The organism is Acinetobacter sp. ANC 4779 (assembly GCF_004331055.1).
Lineage (GTDB): Bacteria > Pseudomonadota > Gammaproteobacteria > Pseudomonadales > Moraxellaceae > Acinetobacter.
Map to the genome: position 1 here is coordinate 19,759 of NZ_SJNU01000013.1, position 26,853 is coordinate 46,611.

General features: G+C 39.7%; 29 protein-coding genes and 3 pseudogenes. 13 read left to right on the top strand and 19 right to left on the bottom strand.

All coding sequences use genetic code 11. The annotated features are described in order from the left end of the window. Positions 1–21 precede the first annotated feature (21 nt). From E0H80_RS13895 to E0H80_RS13925, 7 genes are all read left to right on the top strand, one after another. Positions 22–435: an HIT family protein gene (locus E0H80_RS13895; RefSeq protein ID WP_131366747.1), complete on the top strand. Its 414-nt coding sequence runs from the start codon at positions 22–24 to the stop codon at positions 433–435. A 255-nt stretch (positions 436–690) separates the two neighbouring features. Continuing rightward, the gene (locus E0H80_RS13900; RefSeq protein WP_131366749.1) at positions 691–1,785 is read left to right on the top strand and encodes a porin; all 1,095 of its coding nucleotides are present in this window, start codon (positions 691–693) and stop codon (positions 1,783–1,785) included. A gap of 477 nt (positions 1,786–2,262) precedes the next feature. Beyond that, on the top strand, positions 2,263–2,454 hold the full coding sequence (gene cydP, locus E0H80_RS13905) for a cytochrome oxidase putative small subunit CydP (RefSeq protein WP_131366751.1): 192 nt from the start codon (positions 2,263–2,265) through the stop codon (positions 2,452–2,454). Next, the gene (locus E0H80_RS13910; RefSeq protein WP_131366754.1) at positions 2,454–4,040 is read left to right on the top strand and encodes a cytochrome ubiquinol oxidase subunit I; all 1,587 of its coding nucleotides are present in this window, start codon (positions 2,454–2,456) and stop codon (positions 4,038–4,040) included. Before cydP ends, E0H80_RS13910 begins: the two co-directional genes overlap by 1 nt. Continuing rightward, complete coding sequence (cydB, locus tag E0H80_RS13915) at positions 4,037–5,182, top strand: cytochrome d ubiquinol oxidase subunit II (protein WP_131366757.1); 1,146 nt, start codon at positions 4,037–4,039, stop codon at positions 5,180–5,182. Before E0H80_RS13910 ends, cydB begins: the two co-directional genes overlap by 4 nt. Before the next feature lie 23 nt (positions 5,183–5,205). Then, on the top strand, positions 5,206–5,307 hold the full coding sequence (gene cydX, locus E0H80_RS13920; RefSeq protein WP_004651833.1) for a cytochrome bd-I oxidase subunit CydX: 102 nt from the start codon (positions 5,206–5,208) through the stop codon (positions 5,305–5,307). 3 nt (positions 5,308–5,310) lie between these two features. Next, positions 5,311–5,607, top strand: coding sequence for a cyd operon YbgE family protein (locus E0H80_RS13925; RefSeq protein ID WP_131366759.1), 297 nt, complete (start codon positions 5,311–5,313; stop codon positions 5,605–5,607). Positions 5,608–5,676: 69 nt separating this feature from the next. Here the strand turns inward: E0H80_RS13925 and E0H80_RS16900 are convergent. The 8 genes and pseudogenes from E0H80_RS16900 to E0H80_RS13960 all read right to left on the bottom strand — a co-directional run. Next, a pseudogene (locus E0H80_RS16900) lies at positions 5,677–5,901 on the bottom strand (DUF6988 family protein); the annotation flags it as partial. A 112-nt stretch (positions 5,902–6,013) separates the two neighbouring features. Then, positions 6,014–6,088 (bottom strand): hypothetical protein, encoded by a 75-nt coding sequence (locus tag E0H80_RS17150; RefSeq protein WP_416224601.1) that lies wholly within the window; start codon positions 6,086–6,088, stop codon positions 6,014–6,016. A gap of 246 nt (positions 6,089–6,334) precedes the next feature. Further along, positions 6,335–7,471: a rod shape-determining protein RodA gene (rodA, locus tag E0H80_RS13935; protein ID WP_131366761.1), complete on the bottom strand. Its 1,137-nt coding sequence runs from the start codon at positions 7,469–7,471 to the stop codon at positions 6,335–6,337. Positions 7,472–7,553: 82 nt separating this feature from the next. Then, a complete protein-coding gene (gene ispD, locus E0H80_RS13940; RefSeq protein ID WP_416224596.1) occupies positions 7,554–8,246 on the bottom strand; it encodes a 2-C-methyl-D-erythritol 4-phosphate cytidylyltransferase in 693 nt (230 codons plus the stop codon). Then, on the bottom strand, positions 8,236–8,631 hold the full coding sequence (gene ftsB / locus E0H80_RS13945; protein WP_067866602.1) for a cell division protein FtsB: 396 nt from the start codon (positions 8,629–8,631) through the stop codon (positions 8,236–8,238). Before ftsB ends, ispD begins: the two co-directional genes overlap by 11 nt. A gap of 16 nt (positions 8,632–8,647) precedes the next feature. Then, the gene (eno, locus tag E0H80_RS13950; RefSeq protein ID WP_067865813.1) at positions 8,648–9,937 is read right to left on the bottom strand and encodes a phosphopyruvate hydratase; all 1,290 of its coding nucleotides are present in this window, start codon (positions 9,935–9,937) and stop codon (positions 8,648–8,650) included. 45 nt (positions 9,938–9,982) lie between these two features. Continuing rightward, positions 9,983–10,840, bottom strand: coding sequence for a 3-deoxy-8-phosphooctulonate synthase (kdsA, locus tag E0H80_RS13955; protein WP_067865810.1), 858 nt, complete (start codon positions 10,838–10,840; stop codon positions 9,983–9,985). A 34-nt stretch (positions 10,841–10,874) separates the two neighbouring features. After that, complete coding sequence (locus E0H80_RS13960) at positions 10,875–12,515, bottom strand: CTP synthase (RefSeq protein WP_131366763.1); 1,641 nt, start codon at positions 12,513–12,515, stop codon at positions 10,875–10,877. Between the two features lie 226 nt (positions 12,516–12,741). Here E0H80_RS13960 and E0H80_RS13965 point away from each other — a divergent pair, with 226 nt between their 5' ends. The 3 genes and pseudogenes from E0H80_RS13965 to E0H80_RS13975 all read left to right on the top strand — a co-directional run bounded on the left by E0H80_RS13965 (position 12,742) and on the right by E0H80_RS13975 (position 14,767). Then, entirely contained in the window at positions 12,742–13,194 is a 453-nt protein-coding gene (locus tag E0H80_RS13965) for an internalin (RefSeq protein WP_131366765.1), read from the top strand. Between the two features lie 516 nt (positions 13,195–13,710). Then, positions 13,711–14,141 (top strand): annotated as a pseudogene (locus tag E0H80_RS13970) (CinA family protein). A 2-nt stretch (positions 14,142–14,143) separates the two neighbouring features. Beyond that, on the top strand, positions 14,144–14,767 hold the full coding sequence (locus E0H80_RS13975) for an aminotransferase (RefSeq protein WP_131366768.1): 624 nt from the start codon (positions 14,144–14,146) through the stop codon (positions 14,765–14,767). Between the two features lie 61 nt (positions 14,768–14,828). Here the strand turns inward: E0H80_RS13975 and prpC are convergent, their stop codons facing one another. Both prpC and prpB read right to left on the bottom strand, forming a co-directional pair. Further along, positions 14,829–15,965: a 2-methylcitrate synthase gene (gene prpC / locus E0H80_RS13980; protein WP_131366770.1), complete on the bottom strand. Its 1,137-nt coding sequence runs from the start codon at positions 15,963–15,965 to the stop codon at positions 14,829–14,831. Between the two features lie 30 nt (positions 15,966–15,995). Further along, positions 15,996–16,871, bottom strand: coding sequence for a methylisocitrate lyase (gene prpB, locus E0H80_RS13985; protein WP_067865795.1), 876 nt, complete (start codon positions 16,869–16,871; stop codon positions 15,996–15,998). Positions 16,872–17,118: 247 nt separating this feature from the next. Here prpB and E0H80_RS13990 point away from each other — a divergent pair, with 247 nt between their 5' ends. From E0H80_RS13990 to E0H80_RS14000, 3 genes are all read left to right on the top strand, one after another. Continuing rightward, complete coding sequence (locus E0H80_RS13990; RefSeq protein WP_131366772.1) at positions 17,119–17,769, top strand: TetR/AcrR family transcriptional regulator; 651 nt, start codon at positions 17,119–17,121, stop codon at positions 17,767–17,769. 112 nt (positions 17,770–17,881) lie between these two features. Then, positions 17,882–18,802: an ornithine carbamoyltransferase gene (gene argF, locus E0H80_RS13995; RefSeq protein ID WP_131366774.1), complete on the top strand. Its 921-nt coding sequence runs from the start codon at positions 17,882–17,884 to the stop codon at positions 18,800–18,802. Positions 18,803–18,900: 98 nt separating this feature from the next. Continuing rightward, complete coding sequence (locus E0H80_RS14000; RefSeq protein ID WP_131366776.1) at positions 18,901–19,371, top strand: hypothetical protein; 471 nt, start codon at positions 18,901–18,903, stop codon at positions 19,369–19,371. A 25-nt stretch (positions 19,372–19,396) separates the two neighbouring features. Here the strand turns inward: E0H80_RS14000 and E0H80_RS14005 are convergent, their stop codons facing one another. From E0H80_RS14005 to rpiA, 9 genes and pseudogenes are all read right to left on the bottom strand, one after another. Beyond that, complete coding sequence (locus E0H80_RS14005; RefSeq protein WP_131366778.1) at positions 19,397–19,750, bottom strand: YnfA family protein; 354 nt, start codon at positions 19,748–19,750, stop codon at positions 19,397–19,399. 111 nt (positions 19,751–19,861) lie between these two features. Then, on the bottom strand, positions 19,862–22,138 hold the full coding sequence (clpA, locus tag E0H80_RS14010; RefSeq protein WP_131366780.1) for an ATP-dependent Clp protease ATP-binding subunit ClpA: 2,277 nt from the start codon (positions 22,136–22,138) through the stop codon (positions 19,862–19,864). 9 nt (positions 22,139–22,147) lie between these two features. Continuing rightward, entirely contained in the window at positions 22,148–22,561 is a 414-nt protein-coding gene (gene clpS, locus E0H80_RS14015; RefSeq protein ID WP_067865775.1) for an ATP-dependent Clp protease adapter ClpS, read from the bottom strand. Between the two features lie 18 nt (positions 22,562–22,579). Continuing rightward, entirely contained in the window at positions 22,580–23,341 is a 762-nt protein-coding gene (locus tag E0H80_RS14020) for a DUF6776 family protein (RefSeq protein ID WP_416224597.1), read from the bottom strand. 72 nt (positions 23,342–23,413) lie between these two features. Then, positions 23,414–24,463 carry an N-acetyl-gamma-glutamyl-phosphate reductase gene (gene argC / locus E0H80_RS14025; protein ID WP_131366784.1) on the bottom strand — a complete coding sequence of 350 codons (1,050 nt, stop codon included), beginning with the start codon at positions 24,461–24,463 and terminating at the stop codon, positions 23,414–23,416. A 368-nt stretch (positions 24,464–24,831) separates the two neighbouring features. Beyond that, complete coding sequence (locus E0H80_RS14030; protein WP_131366786.1) at positions 24,832–25,173, bottom strand: hypothetical protein; 342 nt, start codon at positions 25,171–25,173, stop codon at positions 24,832–24,834. A gap of 54 nt (positions 25,174–25,227) precedes the next feature. Continuing rightward, positions 25,228–25,335 (bottom strand): annotated as a pseudogene (locus E0H80_RS14035) (IS5/IS1182 family transposase); the annotation flags it as partial. 68 nt (positions 25,336–25,403) lie between these two features. Further along, on the bottom strand, positions 25,404–26,087 hold the full coding sequence (locus E0H80_RS14040; RefSeq protein WP_131366788.1) for a M48 family metallopeptidase: 684 nt from the start codon (positions 26,085–26,087) through the stop codon (positions 25,404–25,406). Between the two features lie 77 nt (positions 26,088–26,164). Next, a complete protein-coding gene (rpiA, locus tag E0H80_RS14045; RefSeq protein WP_131366790.1) occupies positions 26,165–26,836 on the bottom strand; it encodes a ribose-5-phosphate isomerase RpiA in 672 nt (223 codons plus the stop codon). Between the last annotated feature and the right edge of the window lie 17 nt (positions 26,837–26,853).

The window sequence follows — 26,853 nt, forward strand, 5'->3', positions numbered from 1 at the left end:
ATTCACTTTTAAGGATTAGCCATGCTTTACGATGATCAAAATATTTTTGCACGAATTATTCGCAACGAAATTCCTGCAATTAAAGTCTATGAAGATGATCAAGTCCTCGCTTTTATGGACATCATGCCACAAGCTGAAGGTCACACGCTGGTTATCCCTAAAACCCCTGCGATCACATTACTCGATCTGCCGCCTGAAGCTGCTGCTTATACCATTCAGATTGTGCAAAAAATTGCGCAAGCAATGGAGAAAGCTCTCGAAGTCAAAGGGATTGTACTGATGCAACTTTCAGGCGCATCTGCGGGTCAAACTGTTCCGCATGTACATTTTCACCTTATTCCAAGTTCAGTTCATGAGTTAGGCAAACATGCTTTACACATGGGTGATCAAAAAAAAATCCAAGCCTTGGCTGAAAAAATTAAAGCTGCACTGTAATTTAAAATGAATTCAAAAAAAATGGAGCTTCGGCTCCATTTTTTTATAAATATAGAATAAAAAAGAAATATTTAGTTTAAAGACCCATCTAAACACGTCATCAAACTGTCATTTCTCATTCACTTTTTTGTCACAAAGATTACAGATACTGCATAGCAAGTTGGTGAGCTTCTGTAACTTTTTGTACTTAGGCAAACTAAAAAAAGTGTCAAGTCAGGCAAATGCCATTTAGAACCGTGTTTTGGAGAAATCTCAATGAAAAAATTGCTTCTCGCTGCTGTAGTAGCGGCTATGGGGATGAGTGCAGCACAAGCAGCACCAACTGTATATGGTAAATTGAACGTAAGTGTTGACAGCTATGATAACGGCAAAGATTCAGTAACCGAACTAAACTCAAATGCTTCCCGTATTGGTGTTAAAGGGGAAGAGAAACTGACGGATAAACTCTCTGCTCTTTACCAAGCCGAATGGGAAGTCGATGTCGATGGTGGTGATGATGTCTTTAAAAAACGTAATATATTCGCCGGTTTAAAATGGGCTGATGTCGGTAACTTAAAAGCCGGTATTATGGATACCCCATTTAAAGATGCTGCTGGTGGATATCGTGATGTATTTAATGACTATGCACATGCAGACATTAAAGAAATGATGTACGGCGAAGAGCGTGTAGAAAATGTGATTGGTATTGAAACCGATCCTAAACTGATGGGTGGTTTAGTATTTGCGCTTCAAGCTCAACAAGGCGAGTCGACAAGCGAAACAACTAAATATATTGATGGAGCACGTGACAGCATTGGTGATGGTATCTCTACTTCACTTTCCTATGCCAATAAAGATCTAGGCTTCGAAGGTGTTATTGCAGGCAACTTCAAATCTATAGGTGACTTCGCGGCTGTTGGTATCTCAAATGCTCCGGCTGATGCTATCCGTGTTGGTGGTTCTTTTGACCTGGGTAAAATTGGTGCGACTGGCTTATATCTAGGTGCAATGTGGCAAACTGCTGAAATTTCAGATTACACCAATCTTCAAGCCTTTTCGGTTACACCCGCTTATGCAGGTGACTATAATAAAGTAGAAGAAAATGCATGGTTAATCTCTGCAACTTACAAACTTGCAAATACACCTTGGACATTTAAAGCTCAATATCAACAAGCAGATACTGACTATGCAATACTGGGTGGTGCATCGGGTGACAGTTCTGTAGACCAATGGGGTATTGGTGCAGATTATAAATTAAACAGCCAAACCAAATTATTTGCTAATGCAATTCAACGTGAATGGGATAACTCACCTAAAAAAGGTAATGCTGATGAAAGTGTTTACGGCCTAGGTATGGAAATCAAATTCTAAAATTCGGTCTCTAAAATTTAAAATCATTAACATGAGACTGCCTCGGGGCGGTCTTTTTATTTAAATCATATTCTCATAACCACTTTCATAAATAAAATATCCAATATTTTATTTATCCTTGTTTCTTCTTACTCAGTATTCTTCTCTTTTTAAAATCTGTATTTTAATTAAAATACAAATCAATCTCATTTAATAAATATCTTTTTAGTCAGATTATAAATATTCAACACTACTGTTTTAGTCAACTTTAAATATAATATCTTATTATTTTAGTCGGGATTAAAAACATTATAACAAAGCATTTTAGTCAACTTTAAAATGATAAAAAATTAGTTTATTTTTTAACATTTAATTAATATAAACCATTGTTTTTAATTAAATTAATAATATATTTTTACTTTAATTGTTTAATCTGTTTATTTTTAGTTACTTTTTGTTTAATAATATCCATTATGTTTTTTAAATAGGCTTATTTGCATGAGCTTAATACCCAAAGATTTTAACCAAAAATTAGTTCGCGAGATAACAATCATATTAATAATTAAGATTGCTCTCTTGTTAACGATTAAACATATCTGGTTTGACACCCCTACTATTCCCAAAAATTTTGATTCTCAAGTTGCCGAGCATATTACCGGCAGTCCTTCCCAAATCCAGGAGACACGTTGATGATTTCTGAAAGCGTGGTCGATCTTTCGCGGTTCCAATTTGCAATGACCGCGTTGTATCACTTTATATTTGTACCGCTTACTCTTGGTCTGGCTTTTATTCTTGCCATTATGGAAACCACCTATGTGATTTCCGGTAAAGAAATTTATAGAGACATGACCAAATTCTGGGGCAAACTCTTCGGTATTAACTTCGCTTTAGGAGTGACTACTGGTTTAACCATGGAATTCCAGTTTGGCACAAACTGGGCCTATTATTCTCACTATGTAGGTGACATTTTTGGTGCGCCACTTGCTATTGAAGGCCTGATGGCATTCTTCCTCGAATCAACTTTTATTGGTTTATTCTTCTTCGGCTGGGATCGACTTTCCAAAGTTCAGCATTTAGGCGTGACTTGGCTGGTTGCACTCGGTTCAAACATGTCCGCACTTTGGATTTTAGTTGCCAATGGCTGGATGCAAAACCCTGTCGGTGCAGCATTTAACTTTGAAACTATGCGTATGGAGTTGGTTGATTTCGGCGCACTGATTTTCAACCCGGTGGCTCAGGTTAAATTTGTCCATACGGTATCTTCAGGTTATGTGACTGGGGCAATTTTCGTTCTGGCAATTTCCAGCTTCTACATGCTCAAAAAACGTGACCTGCCTTTTGCACGTCGCTCTTTCGCCATTGCTGCCATCTTTGGTTTAGCCTCTACATTCTCCGTTATTTTACTGGGCGATGAATCAGGTTATGAACTGGGTGATGTACAAAAAACCAAATTAGCTGCAATTGAAGCAGAATGGGAAACTCACCCTGCTCCAGCACCCTTCACCTTGTTTGGTATTCCAAATCAACAAGAACAACGCACTGACTACGCTATTCGCATTCCATATGTGATGGGGATTATTGCGACGCGTTCACTTGATAAAGAAGTGACTGGTCTAAAAGACCTGATGGTTCAACATGAGCTTCGTATCCGCAATGGCATGAATGCGTATGCTGAACTTGAAAAACTTCGTGCAGGCGATCGCTCACCAGCGCTTCTGGCTTCTTTCCAAGAAAACCAAAAAGACCTGGGTTATGGCTTGCTTCTTAAAAAATACACGCCAAATGTCGTTGATGCTTCTGAAGAGCAAATTAAGGCAGCAACCAAGGATACTATTCCTAACGTAACTGCCCTGTTCTTCTCGTTCCGCGCCATGGTGGCTTCAGGTTTCTTAATGCTGCTTTTATTTATCCTTGCAACTTATGCAGTGGCTAAACGCAATGCAGAGAATAAACCTTGGCTACTTAAATTTGCACTTTACGGACTTCCATTGCCGTGGATCGCTACACAAACAGGCTGGTACGTGGCTGAAGGTGGTCGTCAGCCATGGACGATTGGTGAGATTTTACCTACCCACCTGTCTACTTCGAGCTTAAGCACTGGTGATATTTGGGGTTCAATCATTGCGCTTGCAGCGTTCTATACCGTACTTCTGATTATCGAAATGTACTTGATGATTAAGTTTGCTCGCTTAGGTCCAAGTTCTTTACATACTGGTAAATACCATTTTGAAAAAGATGATGCTCAAAACCAGACTGCTGCGGAGGCTCAATCATGATCGAATATGAACTTCTCAAAATTATCTGGTGGGTATTGGTTGGCGTATTGCTGATTGGCTTTGCCCTGACCGATGGCTTCGACATGGGCTCGATGGCAATCATGCCGTTCGTAGGTAAAAATGATGACGAACGTCGTGCGGCTATCAATACTATTGCCCCACACTGGGACGGCAATCAGGTGTGGTTCATTACTGCCGGCGGTGCACTCTTCGCTGCATGGCCTATGGTTTATGCCACAGCCTTTTCTGGCATGTATTGGGCACTGCTTCTGGTTTTGTTCGCCTTATTCTTACGACCTGTGGGTTTTGACTATCGTTCTAAACTAGAAAATACCAAATGGCGTACGTCTTGGGATTGGGGTTTAGCTATCGGTGGTGCTGTCCCAGCCTTGGTCTTTGGTGTGGCGTTCGGCAACATGTTTCTGGGCGTTCCATTTACCCTAGATGAAACTGTGCGATCAACCTACACAGGTAGCTTCTTTGCACTGCTTAATCCATTTGCAGTGATTTGCGGTTTAGTCAGCTTATCAATGCTATGTTCACATGGTGGTGCTTGGTTGATGCTACGTACCGATGGTGCATTACGAAATCGTTCTGCTAAAGCGACGCAAATCATGGGACTTGTTTACCTCATTTGCTTCCTAGGTGCAGGTGCCTGGTTATACTTCGGTGGGATTGAAGGTTATACCTTGGTACAACCATTTGATACCAATGGGGTTGCCAATCCTTTAGCCAAAGAAGTCCTTACCAATAGCAACCATGGCTGGATGAATAACTACTCGACTTACCCAATTACGATGCTTGCACCAATCGCAGGTATTCTTGGCGGCATTATTGTGGTGCTTGCTGCGGGTAAAAATAAGGCAGGTTTCAGCTTCCTCGGTTCGAGTCTTGCAGTTATCGGTTCAATCCTGACTGCCGGTTTTGCACTGTTCCCCTTCTTAATGCCATCTAGTCTTAATCCTGCAATTAGCCTTACCATGTGGGATGCAGTTTCGAGTAAAAATACGCTTACTGTAATGACTGTAGCGGCTGGTATTTTTGTCCCACTCATTTTGATATACACCACTTGGTGTTACTACAAAATGTGGGGTGTGATCACCAATAAACACGTTCAGGATAATTCACACAGCCTTTACTAAGCTTGTGTGCAAGGAGAATAGATATGTGGTATTTCGCTTGGATTCTTGGAATTTTAATGGCGTGTTTTGCCGGTGTACTTAGCGCCCTTTACATTGAACACAATCAAGATTTGGATGAGGAATAGAAAATGACTGAAGTTGCAATAACAACAGAGACTAAAAAGCCGAACAAGTTTGCAATGGCCATTTCATTTTTGTTGGCATTGCCACTTGCAGCCGTTTTATTGATTCATCCAGCAATGATGCTAGATGTAAATGGTGGATACAGTCACAGTAGCATGATGTATATCATGATCGGTATTTCAGGTGGTTTTATTCATGGTGTGGGTTTTATACCAAAGTTCTGGTTATGGAAATGGTTATTTAGCCCATTTCTGGCATGGCCGCTGATGCTTTGGGGTTACTACACCTGGTTACTCGCCTAAACATTGACTGTAAAAAAGCCCTCAATTGAGGGCTTTTTTATTCATTATTTTATAGGTGCATTTCATCAATTATTGCTTTTTTTCAAATGAAATATCCTCTTGCAGCAAAAAACAATCACGGTATTTAGCCTGCAAAATATATATCCATTTTTCGTTACCACTCTGTCTTAAAAGAATTTGTCCAGCTATAGGTGTTAACCCATTTGATTGTTTCATTACATCATTATACTGTTTCTCATTTAGACCAAATCTACTTCTTATCAAAGAATGCTTACCGGTATGAACAATAGAGTTTAAGTGCTTAAGTGCTTAAGTGAATAAAATTTGAATTCTTCAAACTGCAGTTCCCCAAGCCTAATTTCTTCAATATTTTTTCATTTTTAAATAGCTCTGCAATGCTGGTGGTTTAAAATTTCAGAATTTGATTATTTGTCGCACTCAAAAGCAACCAACATGCACGGACAGTAGATTTGATTTGCACACTAAACAATGCAAGTGCTGAAGTACAAAATGCAGTTTCTAAAAGAGTTTTATAGCAATTCCATGTTCTATAGATATTTCACAACACTGATAAACCAAATCAAGTCTTAAGCCACCATCAAGCAACTCTGAACTATCTAATTGTATGTTTAATTCTTTAATCATCATTAATGATTTTTATACCGATTCATTTTCCCCTCTCACAAAAAAGCGAGATGATTATCTCGCTTTAAAATAGTTATTTTGTTTATCGATGGGTATGAATCGACATCACAATACCCATACTCGCCAGCATTGAAATTACAGCCGAACCACCATAACTCATCAGCGGCAAAGGATCACCAGTAACAGGTAAAATACCACTCGCCATTCCCGAGTTTAAAAATACAAAGAAAAAGAACGTCAATCCAATAGTTCCGGCAAATAAACGACCAAAATTATGGAAGCTGTTTAACCCAATCATCAAGCAACGGATAATAATGGCGGAAAAAAGACTGAATAATAAAAACACCCCAATAAAGCCATATTCTTCAGCATAGGCTGACATAATAAAGTCAGTATGATGCTCAGGTAAGTAGCCAAGATGCGACTGCGTCCCTGTCAAATATCCTTTACCGGTTAAACCGCCCGAACCAATGGCAATCTTCGACTGAATAATATTCCAGCCTGCCCCCAATGCATCAGACTCTGGATCAAATAAAGTTAGAATCCGTTTCTTTTGATAAGTTTGTAATAAGAACATCCAGATTAATGGTGCGGCAACTGCCAACGCCGTCAATGCACCTAAAATTAAACGCCATGACATCCCGCAAAGAAATAAAGCAAAAATACCGGGAATAATGAGTCCAATATTCAAGTCAGGTTGCAAAGCCACCAACACAAAAGGAAACATCATTAACATGAGTCCAATGACAATCTGAACAAATGTGGGTGGAAAAGCACGACGAGAAAAAAACCAAGCCATCATTAACGGCATGGCAAATTTCATAATTTCGCTGGGCTGCATACTGCCTATACCAGGGAGGGTGAGCCAACGCTTGGCACCCAAGCGGGTATCACCAATAATCAATACCAGCACCAGCAGCACAATGCCCAATATATAAATATAGGGACTTGCTGCCTGATAGACTTTTGGTGGAATCTGGGCACATAAAAACATGATAATAAAGCCGACACCAAAGCTTGTGGCTTGGCGAATGACCATGCTGCTGTCTTGCATGGTTGCACTATAAACCACCATCAACCCCAGTGCTGAATTCAATAAAAGAAAACAAAGTAGCCAAGGATCTAAATGTAATCTAGCCCATCTGGATGAATCATGCTTAATGCTTCTACCATCACGTAAAGAGTGACGTAAAAAACGATACTGGGATGATGGTATCATTTGAAATATTTGAGTGTTTAAATGCGATAGCAAAGTATAAATTTAAAGCCGGCCAGATAATACATCTGACATCAATTTTATTTTATTTTTGTACTGTTAAAATCAATTTTGCGAGTTCCAAATCATCTGAATAGGTTATTTTGATATTGTCTGACCGACCTTGCACCACTTTTACCGACTCCCCCACATACTCCAAGGCACTGGATTCATCAGTAATGGTGACACCATCTTGCAATGCTTGCTCAATAGCATGTTTTAAAATACCCAACTTTGAAATTTGCGGGGTCTGGGCTTGCCATAAATTATCACGGCTTACAGTTTTATTAATATTATTAGATTTTTCAACAAATTTTAAAGTATCACGCACAGGAATAGCCAAAATCACGCTACAGTCTTCTTGTATTGCAGTATTCACTAAACGATTTAAGCAATCTTGGGTGACACAAGGACGTGCAGCATCATGCACAAAGACAAAATCATCATTGGATGCAATCTGACTTAAATAAGTCAAAGCATTTAGAACAGAATGAACCCGCTCTGCCCCACCAACACAAAAATGAGCTTTATCCGGCTGAGTAAAATTTAATGTTTTCGCCACCGAGTCATCTTCACTGATCGCCAACACATAACCCGACAACGGCAAATCATTCAAACGGCTTACCGTATGCTCTAACACAGTTTGACCTTGAATTATTTGATACTGTTTAAGCTGGGTTTTAGAAAAACGACTTCCAGAACCTGCAGCAGGAATAACCGCCCAAATTTTATGGCGCATTTGCTGTTGAAGCTCCGGTAGCATCTTCATTTGTTCTTAAGTCAACTTTGGCATTTGGATCGATATAAATCGGTTTATAGTGGGTACCAATTGTACTCATTTGCACAAAAGTTTCACGCGGCTTGATCAAACCCAGATCTAAACGTGCATGCTCTTCAATGGCTTCAATCCCATTTTTTAAGTCATAGACTTCGGCAGCCAACACACGATTACGTTCTTTTAATTCCGTATTTGTTGCTGTTTGTTGTTGAATTTTTTGGGCTAATTTTTGATGGTCATGATAACCACCTTCACCAAACCAGAATAAGTACTGAAACCCTGCGATCAAAATGATCGCAAGGCCCAATAATACTTTACTCACAGCGGAGTTAAATATACTTAACATAAATTGCATCAGTCGCTTAGTTCAAACCTTTGAATTCAGCTTTACCGCGATATGCAGCATGAGTCAATTCTTCAATACGAAGCAATTGGTTATATTTCGCAACACGGTCAGAACGGCAAAGTGAACCGGTCTTGATTTGACCCGCTGCTGTACCTACTGCAAGATCCGCAATTGTAGAATCTTCAGTTTCACCTGAACGGTGTGAAATCACAGTAGAGTAACCATTTGCTTTCGCAAGATAGATTGCATCTAAAGTTTCGCTCAAGGTACCGATTTGGTTATATTTGATTAAGATCGAGTTACCGACTTTCTCATTAATACCACGTTGTAAAATCTTAGGATTTGTAACAAACAAATCATCACCAACCAACTGGATTTTATCGCCCAGGATTGAAGTCAGGTAAGACCAGCCTTCCCAATCCGACTCGTCCAAACCATCTTCAATTGAGATAATTGGATATTGCTTAACCAGACCCGCTAAATAGTCAGAGAACTGGTTGCTGGTAAATGCTTTGTTGCCTTCACCTGCAAGAATGTATTGACCATTTTTGTAGAATTCTGAAGAGGCACAGTCCAGCGCAAGCATGATGTCAGAACCTGCCTTGTAGCCAGTTTGACCAATTGCCTCAAGAATTACAGTAATTGCTTCTTCGTTAGAACGAAGGTTTGGTGCAAAACCGCCTTCATCACCTACCGCTGTATTTAAACCCTGTTTCTTTAATACTGATTTTAAAGAATGGAAGATTTCAGCACCCGCACGAAGCGCTTCAGAGAATGAAGTGAAGCCCACAGGCTCAATCATAAACTCTTGAATATCAACGTTGTTGTCTGCATGTGAACCACCATTGATGATGTTCATCATTGGTACAGGCATCGTCAAAATGGTTTGACCACGAAGATCTGCGATGTATTGAAAAAGAGGAATTTTCTTTTCATCAGCAGCAGCTCGAGCAGCAGCCAAAGACACCGCTAAAGTTGCGTTTGCACCTAATTTTTCTTTGTTTTCAGTACCGTCTAAAGCGATCATCGTGTTGTCGATGTCTTTTTGTTCGAATACTGATTTACCAACGAGAGCATCACGGATTAAAGTGTTTACGTTGTTAACCGCAGTTTTAACACCCTTACCTAAATAACGCGCTTTGTCGCCATCACGAAGTTCTAAAGCTTCACGAGAACCAGTTGAAGCACCAGATGGTGCACATGCACGGCCAACCACGCCAGATTCTAAGATTACGTCTGCTTCGATGGTTGGGTTACCACGAGAGTCCAAAATTTCACGTGCACGAATGTCAACGATTTGACTCATGAACAATTCCTCAGTTGATTGAATAACTAGATGCTATCTAAAGCATCAATGAGTATCTAACTTTTTGAATCCTTTAACCAAAGTATCCAATTCTTTTAATTGCGCCAAGAACGGCTCAAGCTGTGACATACGCAGTGCGCATGGACCGTCACATTTGGCATGTTCTGGATCTGGATGTGCTTCTAGGAATAAACCCGCCAAACCAGTTGCCATACCCGCACGCGCAAGCGTAGTGATTTGCGCACGGCGTCCCCCGGCAGAATCTGCACGGCCGCCTGGAGTCTGAAGCGCATGGGTGACATCAAAGAACACTGGGACATCCATTTCTTTCATGATATCGAAGCCCAGCATGTCTACAACCAAGTTGTTATAGCCAAAAGCGGAACCGCGTTCACAAATAATCAGCTTGTCGTTTCCAGCTTCCAGACACTTATGCAAAATATGACGCATTTCATGTGGAGCAAGGAACTGTGCTTTTTTGATGTTGATGATGGCATCGGTTTTTGCTATGGCTTCCACCAGATCAGTCTGACGACTCAAAAATGCAGGAAGCTGAATAATATCCGCCACTTCAGCAACAGGTGCAGCTTGGTAAGGCTCATGTACATCAGTAATGATCGGTACATTGAAATGTTTTTTAATGTCCGCTAACCACTCAAGACCTTTTTCCAGACCGGGGCCACGAAAAGAGTTCAAGCTAGAGCGATTGGCCTTATCAAAACTTGCCTTAAATACATAGGGGATATCTAAACGTGTGCAGATATCAACATAAGTTTCAGCAATTTCAAAAGCTAAGTCTTTAGATTCAAGTACATTCATTCCGCCGAATAATACAAATGGCAAGTGGTTTGCCATTTGTATATCGCCTAAACGTACAATTTCTTGTGGTTTTAATTGCGACATTATTTAAACTTTCCTAGTTATTCCTAGCCCAATATTATTTAGTTTTTTGATACTGTTTTTTAGCAGCATCAATAAAGCTAGCAAATAATGGATGTCCATCACGTGGAGAACTTGTAAATTCCGGATGGAATTGTACAGCAATAAACCAAGGATGTTGAGGAATTTCAACAGTTTCTACTAGATGTTGCACGGGTGAATAACCTGAAATTTTCATGCCATTTTCTTCAAGCACAGGAATATAACGGTTGTTCATTTCGTAGCGGTGACGGTGACGTTCAATAATGTCCGCGCTACCATACACTTTACGTGTTTTTGTACCTTCAATCAGTTCTGATTTTTGAGCACCCAAACGCATGGTGCCACCAAGATCAGATTCAACACTGCGTTGTTGAACTTCGCCGCGCTCATCTAACCATTCCGTGATCAAACCAATGAGTGGTGATTTAGTTGAACGGTTAAATTCGGTAGAGGTTGCATCCGCAATACCGGCAACGTTACGTGCATATTCAATCACTGCAAGTTGCATACCCAGACAAATACCCAAGAATGGCACTTGGTTTTCGCGGGCAAACTGAATCGCTTTCATTTTGCCTTCAGTACCACGTTCACCGAAACCACCCGGAACCAAAATTGCATCAGCATGTCTCAACACTTCATTCACATCTTGGCTTTCAAGTTCTTCTGCATTGACATAATCAATTTGAACTTTAACGCGGTTTTTAACCCCAGCATGTAAAAGCGCTTCATTTACAGATTTATAGGCATCTGGAAGTTCAACGTATTTACCGACCATCGCTACACGGACTGTATATTCAGGATTAAATAATGCTTCAACCACATTATCCCAGTCTGAAAGATCAGCTTCTGGAAGATCGTTATACCCAAAACGTTCACAAATTAAATCGTCAACATTTTGTTCATAGAAAGTACGTGGAATTTGATAAATTGAACGCGCATCTTTACAAACAACCACAGCACGCGCCTGAACGTTAGTGAACAAGGCAATTTTACGGATTGTGTCTGCATCAACATCATATTCTGTACGACAGATCAAAATATCTGGCTGAATACCAATCGACAAAAGCTCTTTTACAGAGTGCTGCGTTGGTTTGGTTTTAAGTTCAGCAGCAGATTTAATATATGGCAACAATGTCAAATGCATCAGCATAGTACGGTTATGACCAAGCTCAACCATTAACTGACGAACAGATTCCATGAATGGGAGAGATTCAATGTCACCTACTGTGCCGCCAATTTCAACAATCGCAACGTCATAGCCTTCACCTGCGCGAAGAACACGTTCTTTAATATTATCCGTAATATGTGGAATAACCTGAACAGTACCACCCAGGTAATCACCACGACGTTCTTTATTGAGTACGTCTTGATAAACACGACCTGAAGTGAAGTTATTCAGTTTGGTCATTTTCGCACGACGCAAGAAACGTTCGTAATAACCCAAATCTAGGTCAGTTTCAGCACCATCCTCTGTGACAAAAACTTCACCATGTTGGAAAGGACTCATTGTCCCTGGATCGACATTAATGTATGGATCCATTTTGACCATGGTTACTTTTAAACCACGGGCTTCTAAAAGTGCAGCAACTGAAGCAGCTGAAATACCTTTACCTAGTGATGAAACTACACCACCAGTCACGAAAATAAAATGGGTCATTGGGTTTCTCGTACAATCGAGCCTAAATCGGCCTGCAATGTTGCGCAATTTTACTTTACTCTGTACCTATAAAGCAAAGTCATTCCGCATCAATTCAAAGAACAATAAACAATTGGCTATTCTATCAGCATTTCCGATAAAAAATTAGAGGTACTAGAGAGGATTTTTATATTCGCATTTGCTGTTATAATGCTGGCATCCTATTAATGCTTTGTTTTGTGCAATTATGAATAAAAAAATTTTGATTTGTGGCGCTATTGCAGCAAGTTTATTATTGACAGCGTGTGTAAAAAAAGAAGCACCGAAGGACGATGAACAAGAAAAAGTTGAGACTACTCAACAAACTGAACAAGTGAATGAACCTGTTCAGTTACAACCATTAGATGCTCCTGAAAATACCCAAGCTGAAACTCCTGAACAGGTTCAAATTGAACGCCAAGAAACTGCGAATACGACGACTGTCATTCGCCGAGAAGTACGTGAAACCCCTCAGCAAACTGCCGCTAATGCAACTCCAAAACCGGAAGCGCCTAAAGCTGTAGCCCCAAAGTCTGAAGCACCTAAAACTGAAGAAAAACCAACTCAGGCGACACCAACTAAATCAAATTCTGCTAATCAGTCTGAAGATGATGCGGTGGCTGCTGCAATTGCTGCTGCAACGCCTGCGCTCGAAAACTAAGTTAAATTTTAGTTTATAGGCAAAAAACCCAGTGAAATCACTGGGTTTTTTAATTAAATCCAAACTCAAGTTAAGACTAAGAAAAATCTCAACATAACTAAAATAGATTACGTGTTTTAGCTGCGGGAATATCGTTCGATCTCAAATCATAATTCATCAATTTCCAACCTCAATCAACAGGATTAATAAAATAAAAATAGACCACAATAAAAATTAAAACCAACACTACAAGTAACAAATAAATATTTATTATATTTAAACTTTTCAAAAATTTAAGCACCCCTGCTTCCTACTGCAAAATTATAATTATTAATCCGAGCAGCACCTTGTTGATTTTTATTCTTACGCACAACTTATTTAAGAGGTTTTAAAGCTAGAATATTAAATATTATATTTGAATTATAAAAAATAAATTTTATTAAAAACTAGTGAGATCAATAAAAAATATATAACAGTTAAAGTTTTTCAATAAATGTTAAAACATGCTGCGATTTACTTGAGTAATATCAATTAAAAATTGCTTTTATTAAAAGTGCTAGCTCTGGCTATCTTTCCAGTCAATTTTCTATTTGCAAAAAACAGTAGTGCAGAAATTTTGCTGAGTGGACTGGTCAGCTATGATCCTTCCATCAAGATTGATATCCTGAATATTGATATCGAGCTTATAGAAAAATACTTGGCTGAATATGCCGAAGTCATAGAGACCATGGCTATTCATGGAAACAAGCTATTTAATCACGCAAAATATTATTATCGCTTGTACCGGCCTACTCAAACTTGGTGGTAGCTTAACAAAAAGAAAACCTGAAGGTGCATTTTTCGCCTCAATTTTATATTTAAATGAAACACGCCACTTTCATTCCTTTATTAAGGGAATGCCTTTACTCAGGCTCTTCACCTTAATGCATATTACAACGGAAATTATCAAACTCATTGAGGTAGCTTAGTTATGTGGAAATTGAAAACTTTTATATTTAGTTCGATACTGCTCCCATGCACCAGTTTTGCCACTGTTGGAGGACCTCAGAATATAGAATTTTTAGGTTACGATGCCAAAGACCAAAAAGTCTATCTACTCAAACACTATGAAGACGGTCGTGGTCGTCTGCCACAACTCTACTATTATCAATTTAAAAACAATAAGCAGCCTGAGAAACTCATTCAGGTCAATTCACTTTATATCCATCCTAAAACCAAGAAAATTGATTATGATCAAGACAGCACTCAATTTAATAAAGATATCTTAAAAATTAAAAAAAGATTAACGCCCTTAATTGCTTTAAATAAAGCATCAACTAAAATTCAAATCGTAAAGAAAACACGCGTACAAAAATCGGTAAACTCTGGGTGGGATGGTTTTATCACCGAATATCAGTATCGTTATAAAGTCGTTACACCGCAATTAAGTAGTCTGCAACATATAGCTAAAGCCTATAAACCCAACTTGAATATTTACCAAGCATTCAAAATTCCGCAACACAATAAAATCGTTGTTGCGGTTAAATACCTTGGGATTCCTTTTGAAACCGGCTATACCATTGAAGATCCAGTTTTACTGACACTTAAAAAATAAAAATCTAAAAAGACCTCAAAAATAAAGCCTCCGAAGAGGCTTTATGACATTTTTGGTAAATTTATGCTGCAGTACGATCTGCAATCGGCACCACTTTGCGTAATTCAGGACCGGTATAATCTGCACTTGGGCGAATAATACGGTTGTCCGCACGCTGCTCCATGACATGCGCAGCCCAACCTGTTACCCGACTCATCACAAAGATTGGCGTGAACAGTTTGGTTGGAATGTCCATAAAATGATATGCAGATGCATGGAAGAAGTCCGCATTACAGAATAATTTTTTCTCACGCCACATCACTTCTTCACAGCGTACAGATACTGGATAAAGTACCGTATCACCTACGTCTTTTGCTAAACGCTCAGACCAGATTTTAATGATGTCATTACGTGGGTCATTGTCTTTGTAGATTGCATGACCAAAGCCCATAATTTTTTCTTTACGCTCAAGCTTGCCAAGCATTTCACGCTCAGCTTCGTCAGCTGATGCCCAGTTCTCAATCATTTCCATTGCTGCTTCATTTGCACCACCATGCAATGGACCACGCAGTGAACCGATTGCACCGGTAATACATGAATGCATATCAGATAATGTTGAAGCGCATACACGTGCCGTAAAGGTTGAAGCGTTAAATTCATGCTCCGCATACAGAATAAGCGATACATTCATCACTTGTTCATGCAACTCATTTGGCTTTTCACCACGAAGTAAATGCAGGAATTGAGCACCGATTGAGTCATCATCCGTATTTTCTTCAATACGCACGCCATCATGGCTAAAACGATACCAGTAACAAATGATGGCGGGCAAAGTCGCTAAAATACGGTCTGCAACATCTTGCTGTTCATCAAAAGATTTTTCTGTTTCCAAGTTACCGAGCATAGAAACACCGGTACGCATCACATCCATTGGATGTGAATCAGCTGGAATACGTTCTAAAACTTCTTTCAATGCTGGTGGAATCGCACGTAAAGATTTTAATTTGGCTTTATAAGCTGCAAGCTGTTCTGCTGTTGGCAATTCACCAAAGAAAATCAGGTAAGCCACTTCTTCAAATTGGCAGTTTTCAGCCAGATCTTGCACATCATAACCACGATAAGTTAAGCCTGCGCCGCTCTTACCCACTGTTGATAGTGCTGTTTTACCTGCTACTTGTCCACGCAATCCCGCGCCTGTGAGTACTTTTCCTTCAGCCATTTTTTTAATTCTCCATCTTCAATCAATTATTTATTTGAACAATTTATCTAATGTGTTTTCAAAGGTATGATAATCAAGGAATTCGTAAAGTTCTTTACGTTGTTGCATCTTGTCCAACACATTAACTTGCGTGCCATTTTCACGAATTGAGCGCATCACTTCCAATGCTGCTTTTTGCATTGCACGTGTTGCAGACAGTGGATAAAGCACCATGCTGATGCCTTGTTCACCCAACTCATCGACGGTGTAATAAGGGGTATCGCCAAATTCGGTAATGTTTGCCAATACCGGAACACCCACTGCATCACAGACGGTGCGATACATGGTAATGTCCGTCATTGCTTCAGCAAAAATAGCATCTGCCCCCGCTTCAACACAGGCACAGGCCCGGTCAATAACCGCCTGCAAACCTTCTTTTTGCAAGGCATCTGTACGTGCCATCACCACAAAGTTTGAGTCAGTTTTGGCATCTACCGCAGCTTTAATACGATCAACCATTTCTTGTTGGGTGACGATTTCCTTATTCGGACGGTGACCACAACGTTTTTGTGCAACCTGGTCTTCAATATGAACTGCGGCAGCACCTGCAGCAATCATTTGTTTAACTGTACGAGCGATATTAAATGCACCGCCCCAACCTGTATCAATATCCACCAACAATGGGGTATCTACACGTTCAGTAATACGACGAACATCTTCAAGAACATTGTCTAAACTGGTCATTCCTAAATCAGGTAAACCATAAGAATAATTGGCAACACCTGCACCAGAGACATAAATAGCTTTATAACCTACTTCCTTCGCCATCATGGCTGCATAGGCATTTACTGTGCCGATAATTTGTAATGGTTTTTCCACTTCCAGTGCTTGTCTAAATCTTAAGCCTGCAGACATTTGTTCTGTCATATTCCTTTCCACAGTTTTCACTTTACTTATCGAAATCCGAGTATATCCATAAACATCTTCATATCTATGGCTATTTAGAATTTATACTCTAAAACTTTAGTCAAATATTCACCAAACACATAGTATTATTTCCATTTTTCATAATTGTGGTTCAACAAGACAAAACCTTTATTTTAAGAAATGTGCGCATATTTTTGCTATCATTGCAAATGTTTTCATTTGTTTGACTATTGATGCTATAAGCCATATGCACGAACTCGCTCAGTTAGAACCCCTAGGTCGCGACATGCCACAAACCAAACGTGGTCATGAACGATGTCTAGCGCTTTTGCTTAGCGCAAATGCGCTATTTCTAGAGAGGGGTTATGATGCGGTGTCTTTAGATGACATCGTCAATCATGCCGGCGGCTCCAAGGCATCGATCTATAAGTTTTTTGGCAATAAAGACGGCTTGTTTACTGCTATTTGTGATTATCGCCGTGAGCAATTTTTTAAAGACATCTGCCTGCCATTTGAACAAGATAGAGACAATTTAAGATGCTACCTGATTAATACCCTGCTTAATTTTCACCATCATTTATTACAGCCAGAAAATGCAGCATTTATGCGACTGGTTTTAGAACGTACCCAGCATAGTTCAGAACTTGCCGAGTATATTCATGAACAAGGTCCGAAACATATTCAAACTGCTATTGCTTGTGCTTTAGAAAAGGCGCATAACACTGGTCTATTAAAATGCGAAAATCCTATTTACTCTGCCCAATTCTATTTTGGTATTTTACGAAATCTAGAATGGCGAGTGTTAATGGGTATTCCAATCCAAGAAAATGATCAGGAAACGCTCAAATACATTCAATATTGCGTCGATCGCTTCTTGGAAGGCCATCAAAAAGTCTAGTTTTTTTGCAATTCGGTCTGCTTATAGTATATTAATCGATTCCCTTTTCACTTAACCAACCAACAACTAATTGTTGTTTTGTTTTCTATTCAGCAATTATTGTGGAGTAACCATGGCTCTACGTCACTTTCTGACCTTACGCGATTTATCGACTTTAGAACTTAACCAAATTTTGCAGCGCGCGATTGAACTTAAACGCAAGCAACATAGCAATGAGGTGTTCCAACCTTTTGTCGGTAAAGTTATGGGCATGATTTTTGAAAAATCGAGTACCCGCACACGTGTTTCGTTCGAAGCAGGTATGAGTCAATTCGGTGGTAGTGCAATTTTCCTCTCTTCTCGCGATACTCAATTGGGTCGTGGTGAGCCGATCGAAGATTCTGCACGTGTGATTTCAAGCATGCTTGATATTATTATGATCCGTACTTTTGGTCATGACATCGTAGAACGCTTTGCTTCTTATTCAAAAGTACCCATCATCAATGCCTTGACTGATGATCATCACCCTTGCCAGCTGCTTGCCGACATGCAAACTTATCTAGAACAGCGTGGTTCTATTGAAGGAAAAACAGTGGCATGGATTGGTGATGGCAACAATATGTGCAACTCTTATATTGAAGCAGCGCATATGTGGGGCTTTAAATTAAAAGTCGCATCCCCTAAAGGCTATGAACCCCAAGAGAGATTCTTGTCTGAATTTGCACACTGCGTAGAATTGGTTGACTCAGCAGAAGATGCAGCTGTTAATGCCAACCTGATCGTGACTGACGTTTGGGCTAGTATGGGCCAGGAAGAAGAGCAGAAAATTCGTGAAAAAGCATTTGCTGATTTTCAGGTAAATGAAAAACTCATGGATTTAGCGCATCCAGATTGCTTGTTCATGCACTGCTTGCCTGCTCACCGTGGTGAAGAAATTTCTGAAAATATGCTTGACCATAAAAATGCCGTAGTGTGGGATGAAGCAGAAAACCGCTTACATGCTCAAAAAGCTTTGGTTGAATTTTTACTCAATGAAAATTTAAAGAAAGACTAATTGATTAAAAAAACCTTATAAAACTAAGCACCTTCGGGTGCTTTTTTTATACTCAAATGAGTATAATAAATCCATAAATTTTATAAGCAATTATAACCATGTCTTTAAAAAAAATCGTTTTATGCCTAAGCAGTTTGCTTTTAATCCATACAGCACAAGCCAAAGCAACAGAACTCGACCAATATCTAGTTAAAAAACAGATAATCGACCAAACTTATAAAATTAAGGACACCAAAGCATTGAATGAAATTTTAAATGTCATCAGTGATGAAGACTCTCGCACCATGCCCTATCAAGTCGATCAAAACACGCTGATTGAACAATTGCGTTTCTATGCCGATCATATAGATCTTCAAGGCATTATTACGACACCTGACTTTGGTCAGTTTGCTGAAGATATAGGGGATAAAAAAGTAAAATACCTGATTAAACAAAATTTAATTCAAAATTGTCATTTATTATTTGAGCATGAATTCCAACGTATAAATCCATATCATGTGGCAATCAAGCTCAGTTCAAATGATAAAAATTATCATTTGAACATTAAAAATACCGAGTGCCAGTTTTAACTGGTCTATCTGATACGTCATCCTGCTAACGTATCAAACCTTGTGGTTGTAAAATAATCATCATTGCCCCTAGCAGGACAACCAATCCACCGCACAGATCCCAACGCGTTAAGATCATCTGATCGACATAACGCAACCACATCAATGCGGTAAAAATATAAATTCCGCCATAAGCTGCGTAAATTCGACCTGAAGCTGCGGGATGCAAGGTCAACAACCATACAAAGACCGCCAAACTTAAAACTGTGGGAAGCCATAACCAGTGCGATTTTCCTTGGTTTAAAATGAGATAAGGAAAATAACAACCCAAAATTTCTGCGATTGCGGTGATAAAAAACAGGCAAAAGGTGATCAACAGCTTGGTAATTTGAATATCCATCAATTCTTATATCGTTTGATTCGCATCTTCTTTCTCTAAAAAAGGTCAAGATGAAAATAAATAGAAAAAAATAACCCGTGCGGACACGGGTTATTTCAACAGTTCAGCTAATTATGCAGGTTCAGCAGTTTGATCTTCAAATACTTCTAGCTTCAAGCCCACCGCTTTACCATCTTCTTTCTTCACCGAAACAGCGACATTACCACCGTGTTCAGCAAGCTCACCAAATAGAATCATTTCAGCAAGCGGTTTCTTCAAATGCTCCTGAATCAAACGTTGCATTGGACGCGCACCCATCAAACGGTCATAGCCATGTTCAGCCATCCATTCACGTGCACTCTGATCGACTTCAAGAATCACTTTCTTATCATCAAGTTGCGCTTGAAGTTCAGTCAGGAATTTATCCACAACATTTTCAATCACGGTGGTTGGTAATGCATTGAACTGAATCACGCCATCTAAACGGTTGCGGAATTCAGGCGAGAATGCTTTTTTCATTGCATCCTTATTGTCATTACTGTTGTCTTGTTCCATAAATCCGATACTCGCGCGAGAAATACTTTCCGCACCAATATTGGTGGTCAAAACAAGGATCACATTACGGAAATCTGACTTGCGACCATTGTTGTCGGTCAATGCGCCATGATCCATAATTTGCAATAACAAATTAAACACATCTGGATGCGCTTTTTCTATTTCATCCAGTAGCAATACGCAATGCGGACTTTTGTGAATCGCATCAGTCAACAAGCCACCCTGATCAAAACCAACATAGCCTGGAGGTGCACCAATTAAACGTGAAACCGCATGACGTTCCATATATTCAGACATATCGAAACGAACCAGTTCCACCCCTAACAGTTTCGCCAACTGTTTAGTGACTTCGGTTTTACCCACCCCAGTAGGACCTGCAAACACAAAGCTACCTACCGGTTTATCAGGTGATTTCAAGCCTGCACGTGATAATTTAATGGCAGAACCAAGCGCTGAAATTGCATCATCCTGACCGAATACCACACGTTTCAGATCACGTTCCAGGTTACTTAATACGGTCTTATCATCTTTCGATACGGTTTTCGGTGGAATACGTGCAATTTTAGAGATGATATCTTCGATATTTTCAACCGTAATCAGAGTATCATCTTGCTCTGCTTTCAAACGGCGCTGTGCACCGGCCTCATCAATCACATCAATGGCTTTATCCGGCAAAAAGCGATCATTAATAAATTTCGCTGATAACTCTACGGCTGCGACCAAAGATTTATCGTCATATTCAACATGATGAAAATCTTCAAATTTAGATTTTAAGCCACGTAAAATATCAATCGTTTCAGAAATAGAGGGCTCATTGATATCAATTTTTTGGAAACGACGTGATAAAGCATGATCCTTTTCAAAAACCTGGCGATATTCTTGAAAAGTCGTTGAACCGATGCAACGTAATGAACCATTCGACAAGGCAGGCTTGATTAAGTTTGATGCATCCATGGTGCTGCCCATACTGGAACCTGCGCCAATAATCATGTGAATTTCATCAATAAACAAAATGGCTTCCGGTTTCTTTTTCAGCGCATTCAACAATTGTTTCAAGCGTTTTTCAAAGTCACCCCGGTATTTGGTACCTGCTACCAGTGCACCAATATCTAAACTATATACTTCTGCATGAGCAAGTGGTTTAGGCGCTTTACCATTCACAATCAACCAAGCCAAACCTTCAGCAATCGAGGTTTTACCTACACCCGGATCACCCACAAGCAAAGGATTATTTTTACGACGGCGACATAAAATCTGTGCGGCACGTTCAATTTCTTTTTCACGCCCAATTAAAGGATCTGTTTTCCCTTTTTGAGCTTCGATGTTCAAATTAGTGGTATATAAATCGAGTGGGCCTGCATTTGAAGAACTCGAGGTTTCACCATCCAACTCTTCAACTTCTTCTTCGGCTTGCACTTCTTCTTTACGCGTACCGTGAGATAAATACTGAGTTAAAGTTAAACGGTTAATTTGATGGCGTTTAAGCAAGTAGACCGCAAAAGAATCCCGTTCAGAGTACATCGCAACAAGAATATCTGCACCTTCAACAGTTCGATCACCGCCGCTAGACTGCACATGGAAAATCGCCCGTTGCAGAATACGATCGAAACTTTCTGTCGGATGTGGTGCCTGATCGCTATGTTCACCTAATTTAGGGGTATGTTGTTCAACGTATTCTTCAAGTTCTTTACGCAGAACGATAATGTCCGCCCCACACGCTTTAAGCGCATTTACAGCAGAGTCATTATCCAGTAAAGCCAACAATAAATGTTCAACCGTGAGAAACTCATGTCTCTTTTGACGAGCCATGCTTACAGCCAAACGTAAAGATACTTCTAATTGACGACTGAGCATGTAATCCCCTTAATCTTTTGGCTCAATCTGACAAAGCAATGGATGGCCTTGTGACCGAGCGTAATTATTGACTTGGTTCGCTTTGGTTTCCGCAATGTCTCGTGGATAAACGCCTGCAACACCTTTTCCTTCATAATGTACAGTTAGCATTACTTGAGTGGCTTGGTCAAGATTCAAAGCAAAGTATTGTTGTAAAATTTCAATTACAAAGTCCATTGGGGTGTAATCGTCATTCATCAAAACAACTGCATACATGGGTGGACGTTTTAATTCGGGTGGCGCAGTTTGTACCGCGATCTCACCTTCAGATTCGTCTTGCGAGTCATTGCTTAAGCGTGGACTAATATGCCAATCGACATATCCTGATTGATGAAAAGAACTTTTGATGGCATTTAAACAATTTTGACGCTTATTGATTCGCATAGGTTTTAAAATTCACATTTATTGTGCATTTGATTCTGCTTGAGGAATTTCAGAAATAAATGCAGATTGACTCTCAATTGGTTTACCACGGCCCCAACTAAAACGTTTAATCACCGGCGTACTTGTTCCACCCGTTAAACGCACTTCAATGAATTGCGGAGCAAAGCCTTTAGGCATGGTCCAGCGGCCTGTTAAACGCTCGTAATCTTGAAAATTAAAGTTCTTGTCTTCCATGGGAACAACCAGAACCTCTGTGTCCTGAATTAAGCGTAGTTCCACCGTTCCAGAAATACTACGTTTATTCGGACTGACTTGTACCAAATCCAGCTCATATTCATAAGCATTATCCGGTAAAGGCTTAACCCCGACATTCTGAATCGTCAAGCTTAGTCCACCCCGTTGCCCCAATACTTCACGGTAAATAGAACTCAAACCCTCAGCCTGAGCTTTATCTGCACGCGCCTGATTCAGAGCAGCAAATAAGTCATTTGAATTACTCACCGCAACATCGCGTTCCTGTACAGCCAGATTCAAATTTTTATTCAGCGTTTCCAGACTACTCTTTTGCTTTTGCACAACCTCAACCAGCTGTTCAGCATCTGCTTCATAGCCGACAACAGTCAAACCTTGCCGATGCCCAACTGAATAGCCCAGCACGCCACTCCCTACAACCAGAATTGCAGCCCCAATTGCTAAAGGTAAATTCCCCTTAGCAAAAAGCCTTTTACTCAGTGGAGCCTGTTGTGAGGAAGTATTTGATTCAGTGTTCAACATCGTCATCTCTTATTTTGATTCATTCAAAACACACATTTAAATCTAAATCCAAATGTGTGTGAAGCTGAAAAACGTTTTTTATGGTAATAAACCAATACCTGTCAGACCTGCATTTTCAGCAAAACCGAACATCAGGTTCATATTTTGCACAGCCTGACCCGCAGCACCTTTGACTAAATTGTCTTGTACCGATAAAACCACCAGTCTTTTTGGCTGTGGCTTATACAAAGCGATACGAAGCTGGTTTGCACCGCGCACAGAACGTGTTTCAGGTGAACTGTTCGCGGGCATCACATCCACAAATTGCTCACTGGCATAGAACTGTTCATACAAACTTTGTAAGTCTGCTGCATCTCCAGCATCCGTTAAATCGACATAGATGGTGCTGAGCATGCCACGAATCATCGGAACCAAATGCGGGACAAATAAAATGTGATTAAACACATCTTTAAGCCCTGATATATTTTCCAATGCTTCCACAATTTCAGGATGGTGACGGTGACCGGCAACGCCATAAGCCTTAAAGTTGTCGGCATTTTCAGAATAGATCATGCCAAGACTTGCTTTCCGACCTGCACCAGAAACACCTGATTTTGCATCAATAATAATACTTTCAGGTTTTACCAAAGCTTCAGGCTGTTTAAATAATGGTGCAAGACCAAGCTGTACCGTGGTTGGGTAGCAACCCGGGTTACCAATCACCTTGGCCTGTTTAATTTTGTCACGATTCAGTTCTGATAGACCGTAAACTGAATCTTTTAAAATATCTGGGCAGGCATGTTCAAGACCATACCACTTTTCAAACTGTTCTAAGTTTTGCAAACGGAAATCTGCTGCCAAGTCGATGACTTTAGTATTCGCTGCAACTAATTCTGCTGCGTGTTTCATGGCTACACCATGAGGGGTCGCAAAGAACACCACATCGCATTTTTTGAGTTCATCAATGCTTAAATCTGAATATTCAAGATCGGTATGACCGCGCAGGCTTGGGAACATGTCATCGACACGGCGACCTTTTTCGGTACGTGATGTCAGCACATTGACTTGCACATTTGGGTGTCGTAGTAAAAGACGTAACAATTCAACGCCTGTATAACCTGTACCACCGACAATACCAACAGTAATCACGATCCCTACCTCAAATTTAAAGTGTTCATTTCGTAACAGCGTAGTATGACAGGAAGTTTTGCTTTTCTAAACTGTTTTGGCTAGTTGATTAAAGTTTTTAACTTTTAAAACCTAATAGACGTATTTATGTTGTACTCATGAAGATACATCACAGTAATTGATATAGCTCATTTATAAATCGCTCCGGATTTTTCATACAGTCCTCCAGAAAAGGAAGTAAATCAAGTTTGCTCTCACCCACTAAAATCTTTCTATCTGTTGTAGTTCTAAAATTAGACCGCTTTCATAACGTTCCCCAGACATTAAAAAAGCCCAGTTCATTAATGAATAGGGCTTGTCTTAAATATGATGAATTGAGGCTTTTGGGATTATTTAACGGCTAGATTTTCTAAATCTTTAATACTCATTAATTTATAGCCATCTTCCGTCGGGTCACCATCTTCAATATTATTGGTGCACAAGATTCCTTCTACCATACAAAGATGAGTCACTGTTTCATCCCAGCTATCATTATTTAATGTAAATTCCGGATCTTCTTTCCATACATCCTTGCCCGTTTCTTCATCCCACTCAGGCCATTCTTCTCTCTCCCAGTCCCATCCATGCTTAAAGCATGCCTGTTGAGCTTTATCCCAACTCTCTTTGTCTGGTGTTTCAATACAAATTTCCAATTCAATCTCCACAGCGACTTTGGCAAGCTGCCAGTTCACATAATTATGATCACTGCATTGTACTGGGCCGATAACTAAAAAGAATAGACCCTTTCATAAATCATTTTTATTCAGTTCCACATTATAGATTTCAGCAAACAAATTAAATTTTAATCCTAATTTTTTACTTCTGTTGCGGTAACGTGCAGACAGTATTTTAAAAGTTAAGATTTAACTTTATATTCATATCCCTAAAACAATTCATTAAATTTAATAATTAAAATATTCTTCTATGATGAATACCACCAATACGGCATCGGCATCGTTTTTAATAATTTCCGATGCTGTTGAAAATTCACATCATGCTTGTGGACTTCGGCCCAAAAATGCGGACTATGATCAAAGTGCTTGGTATGTGCCAACTCATGTACACAGACATAACGCGTGACATGCTTTGGAAATAACACCAAAGCACTATTCAACATAATGTCATGTTTGGATGTACAACTCCCCCACCGTGTTTTAGGTTGACGAATCGCACATTTAACAAAACTCAAATTACATTCTTGGCTGGTTTGATCTAAACACACAGGTAGATGCTGCTTGGCATACTCAATCACAAACGCTTTTAAATAATGTTCAGGCTGACGGTCACTGATCAAAAGTTTTAAATTTTCATCATCAAAAATAAAACAATGCTTTTGCCTTTGATAAATAATCTGTACAGGTTGACCTAAATTAAACAGCTTTAATTCATTCGGTAAAGTTTTGTCTATCTGAATAATTTTTTCTTGTTGTTGCTGCCAGGTTTGAATGAGCCATTGCTCGGACTGATCAATAAAATTCTGAATTTGTCGTTTCGAGCACAATATCGGTGCAGTTAAACGGATCTGAGTCGGCTCAACACGTAAGCGTAAGTTTTTCGCTCGCGCATGACGGACAATTCTTATTTCTGGCAATTCGTTTAGAGTCATTTTTCTTTTATGTTTTATCTCATAGTGATTTAAATTTCCCTGAGCCTTATTTGAAAAGCAGGCTCAGGGAGAATTTATTAAACAGCAGTACGCTCTTCAATGCCATTATCGGTTGCAACAACAGCAATATCCGCTTTATTAATCGCAAAAATACCGTTACATACCACACCCGGAATATTATTGAGAGTTTTTTCAAGTTCCAGAGCATTCAAGATATTGAAGTTATGCACATCTAAAATCACGTTACCGTTATCGGTCACTACACCTTCACGGTAAACCGGATCACCACCTAGTGAAACAATTTTACGTGCTACCGCAGAACGTGCCATTGGAATGACTTCTACAGGTAATGGAAAGTCATGACCTAATTGTTCAACCCATTTGGAATCATCCACAATACACACGAATTTTTTTGCAATTGAAGCGACAATTTTTTCACGGGTTAATGCAGCACCGCCACCTTTAATCATATGCATATGACGGTCAATTTCATCGGCACCATCAACATAGGCATCTAAACCGCCCACAGAGTTCATGTCGACCACTTCAATGCCTAATTTTTTAAGACGTTGTGCAGTTGCTTCAGAACTTGCCACCGCAGCTTCCAATTGCAGTTCAGGCAACAAATCAATAAGGAAGTTCACAGTACTTCCTGTACCTACACCCAAAATTCCGCCTTTTGGCAAGTGCTTTAAAGCAGCTTTCGCAACAGCTTGTTTCTTTTCATCTTGGGTCGCATACAGACTCATAACTTGGCTCAACTATT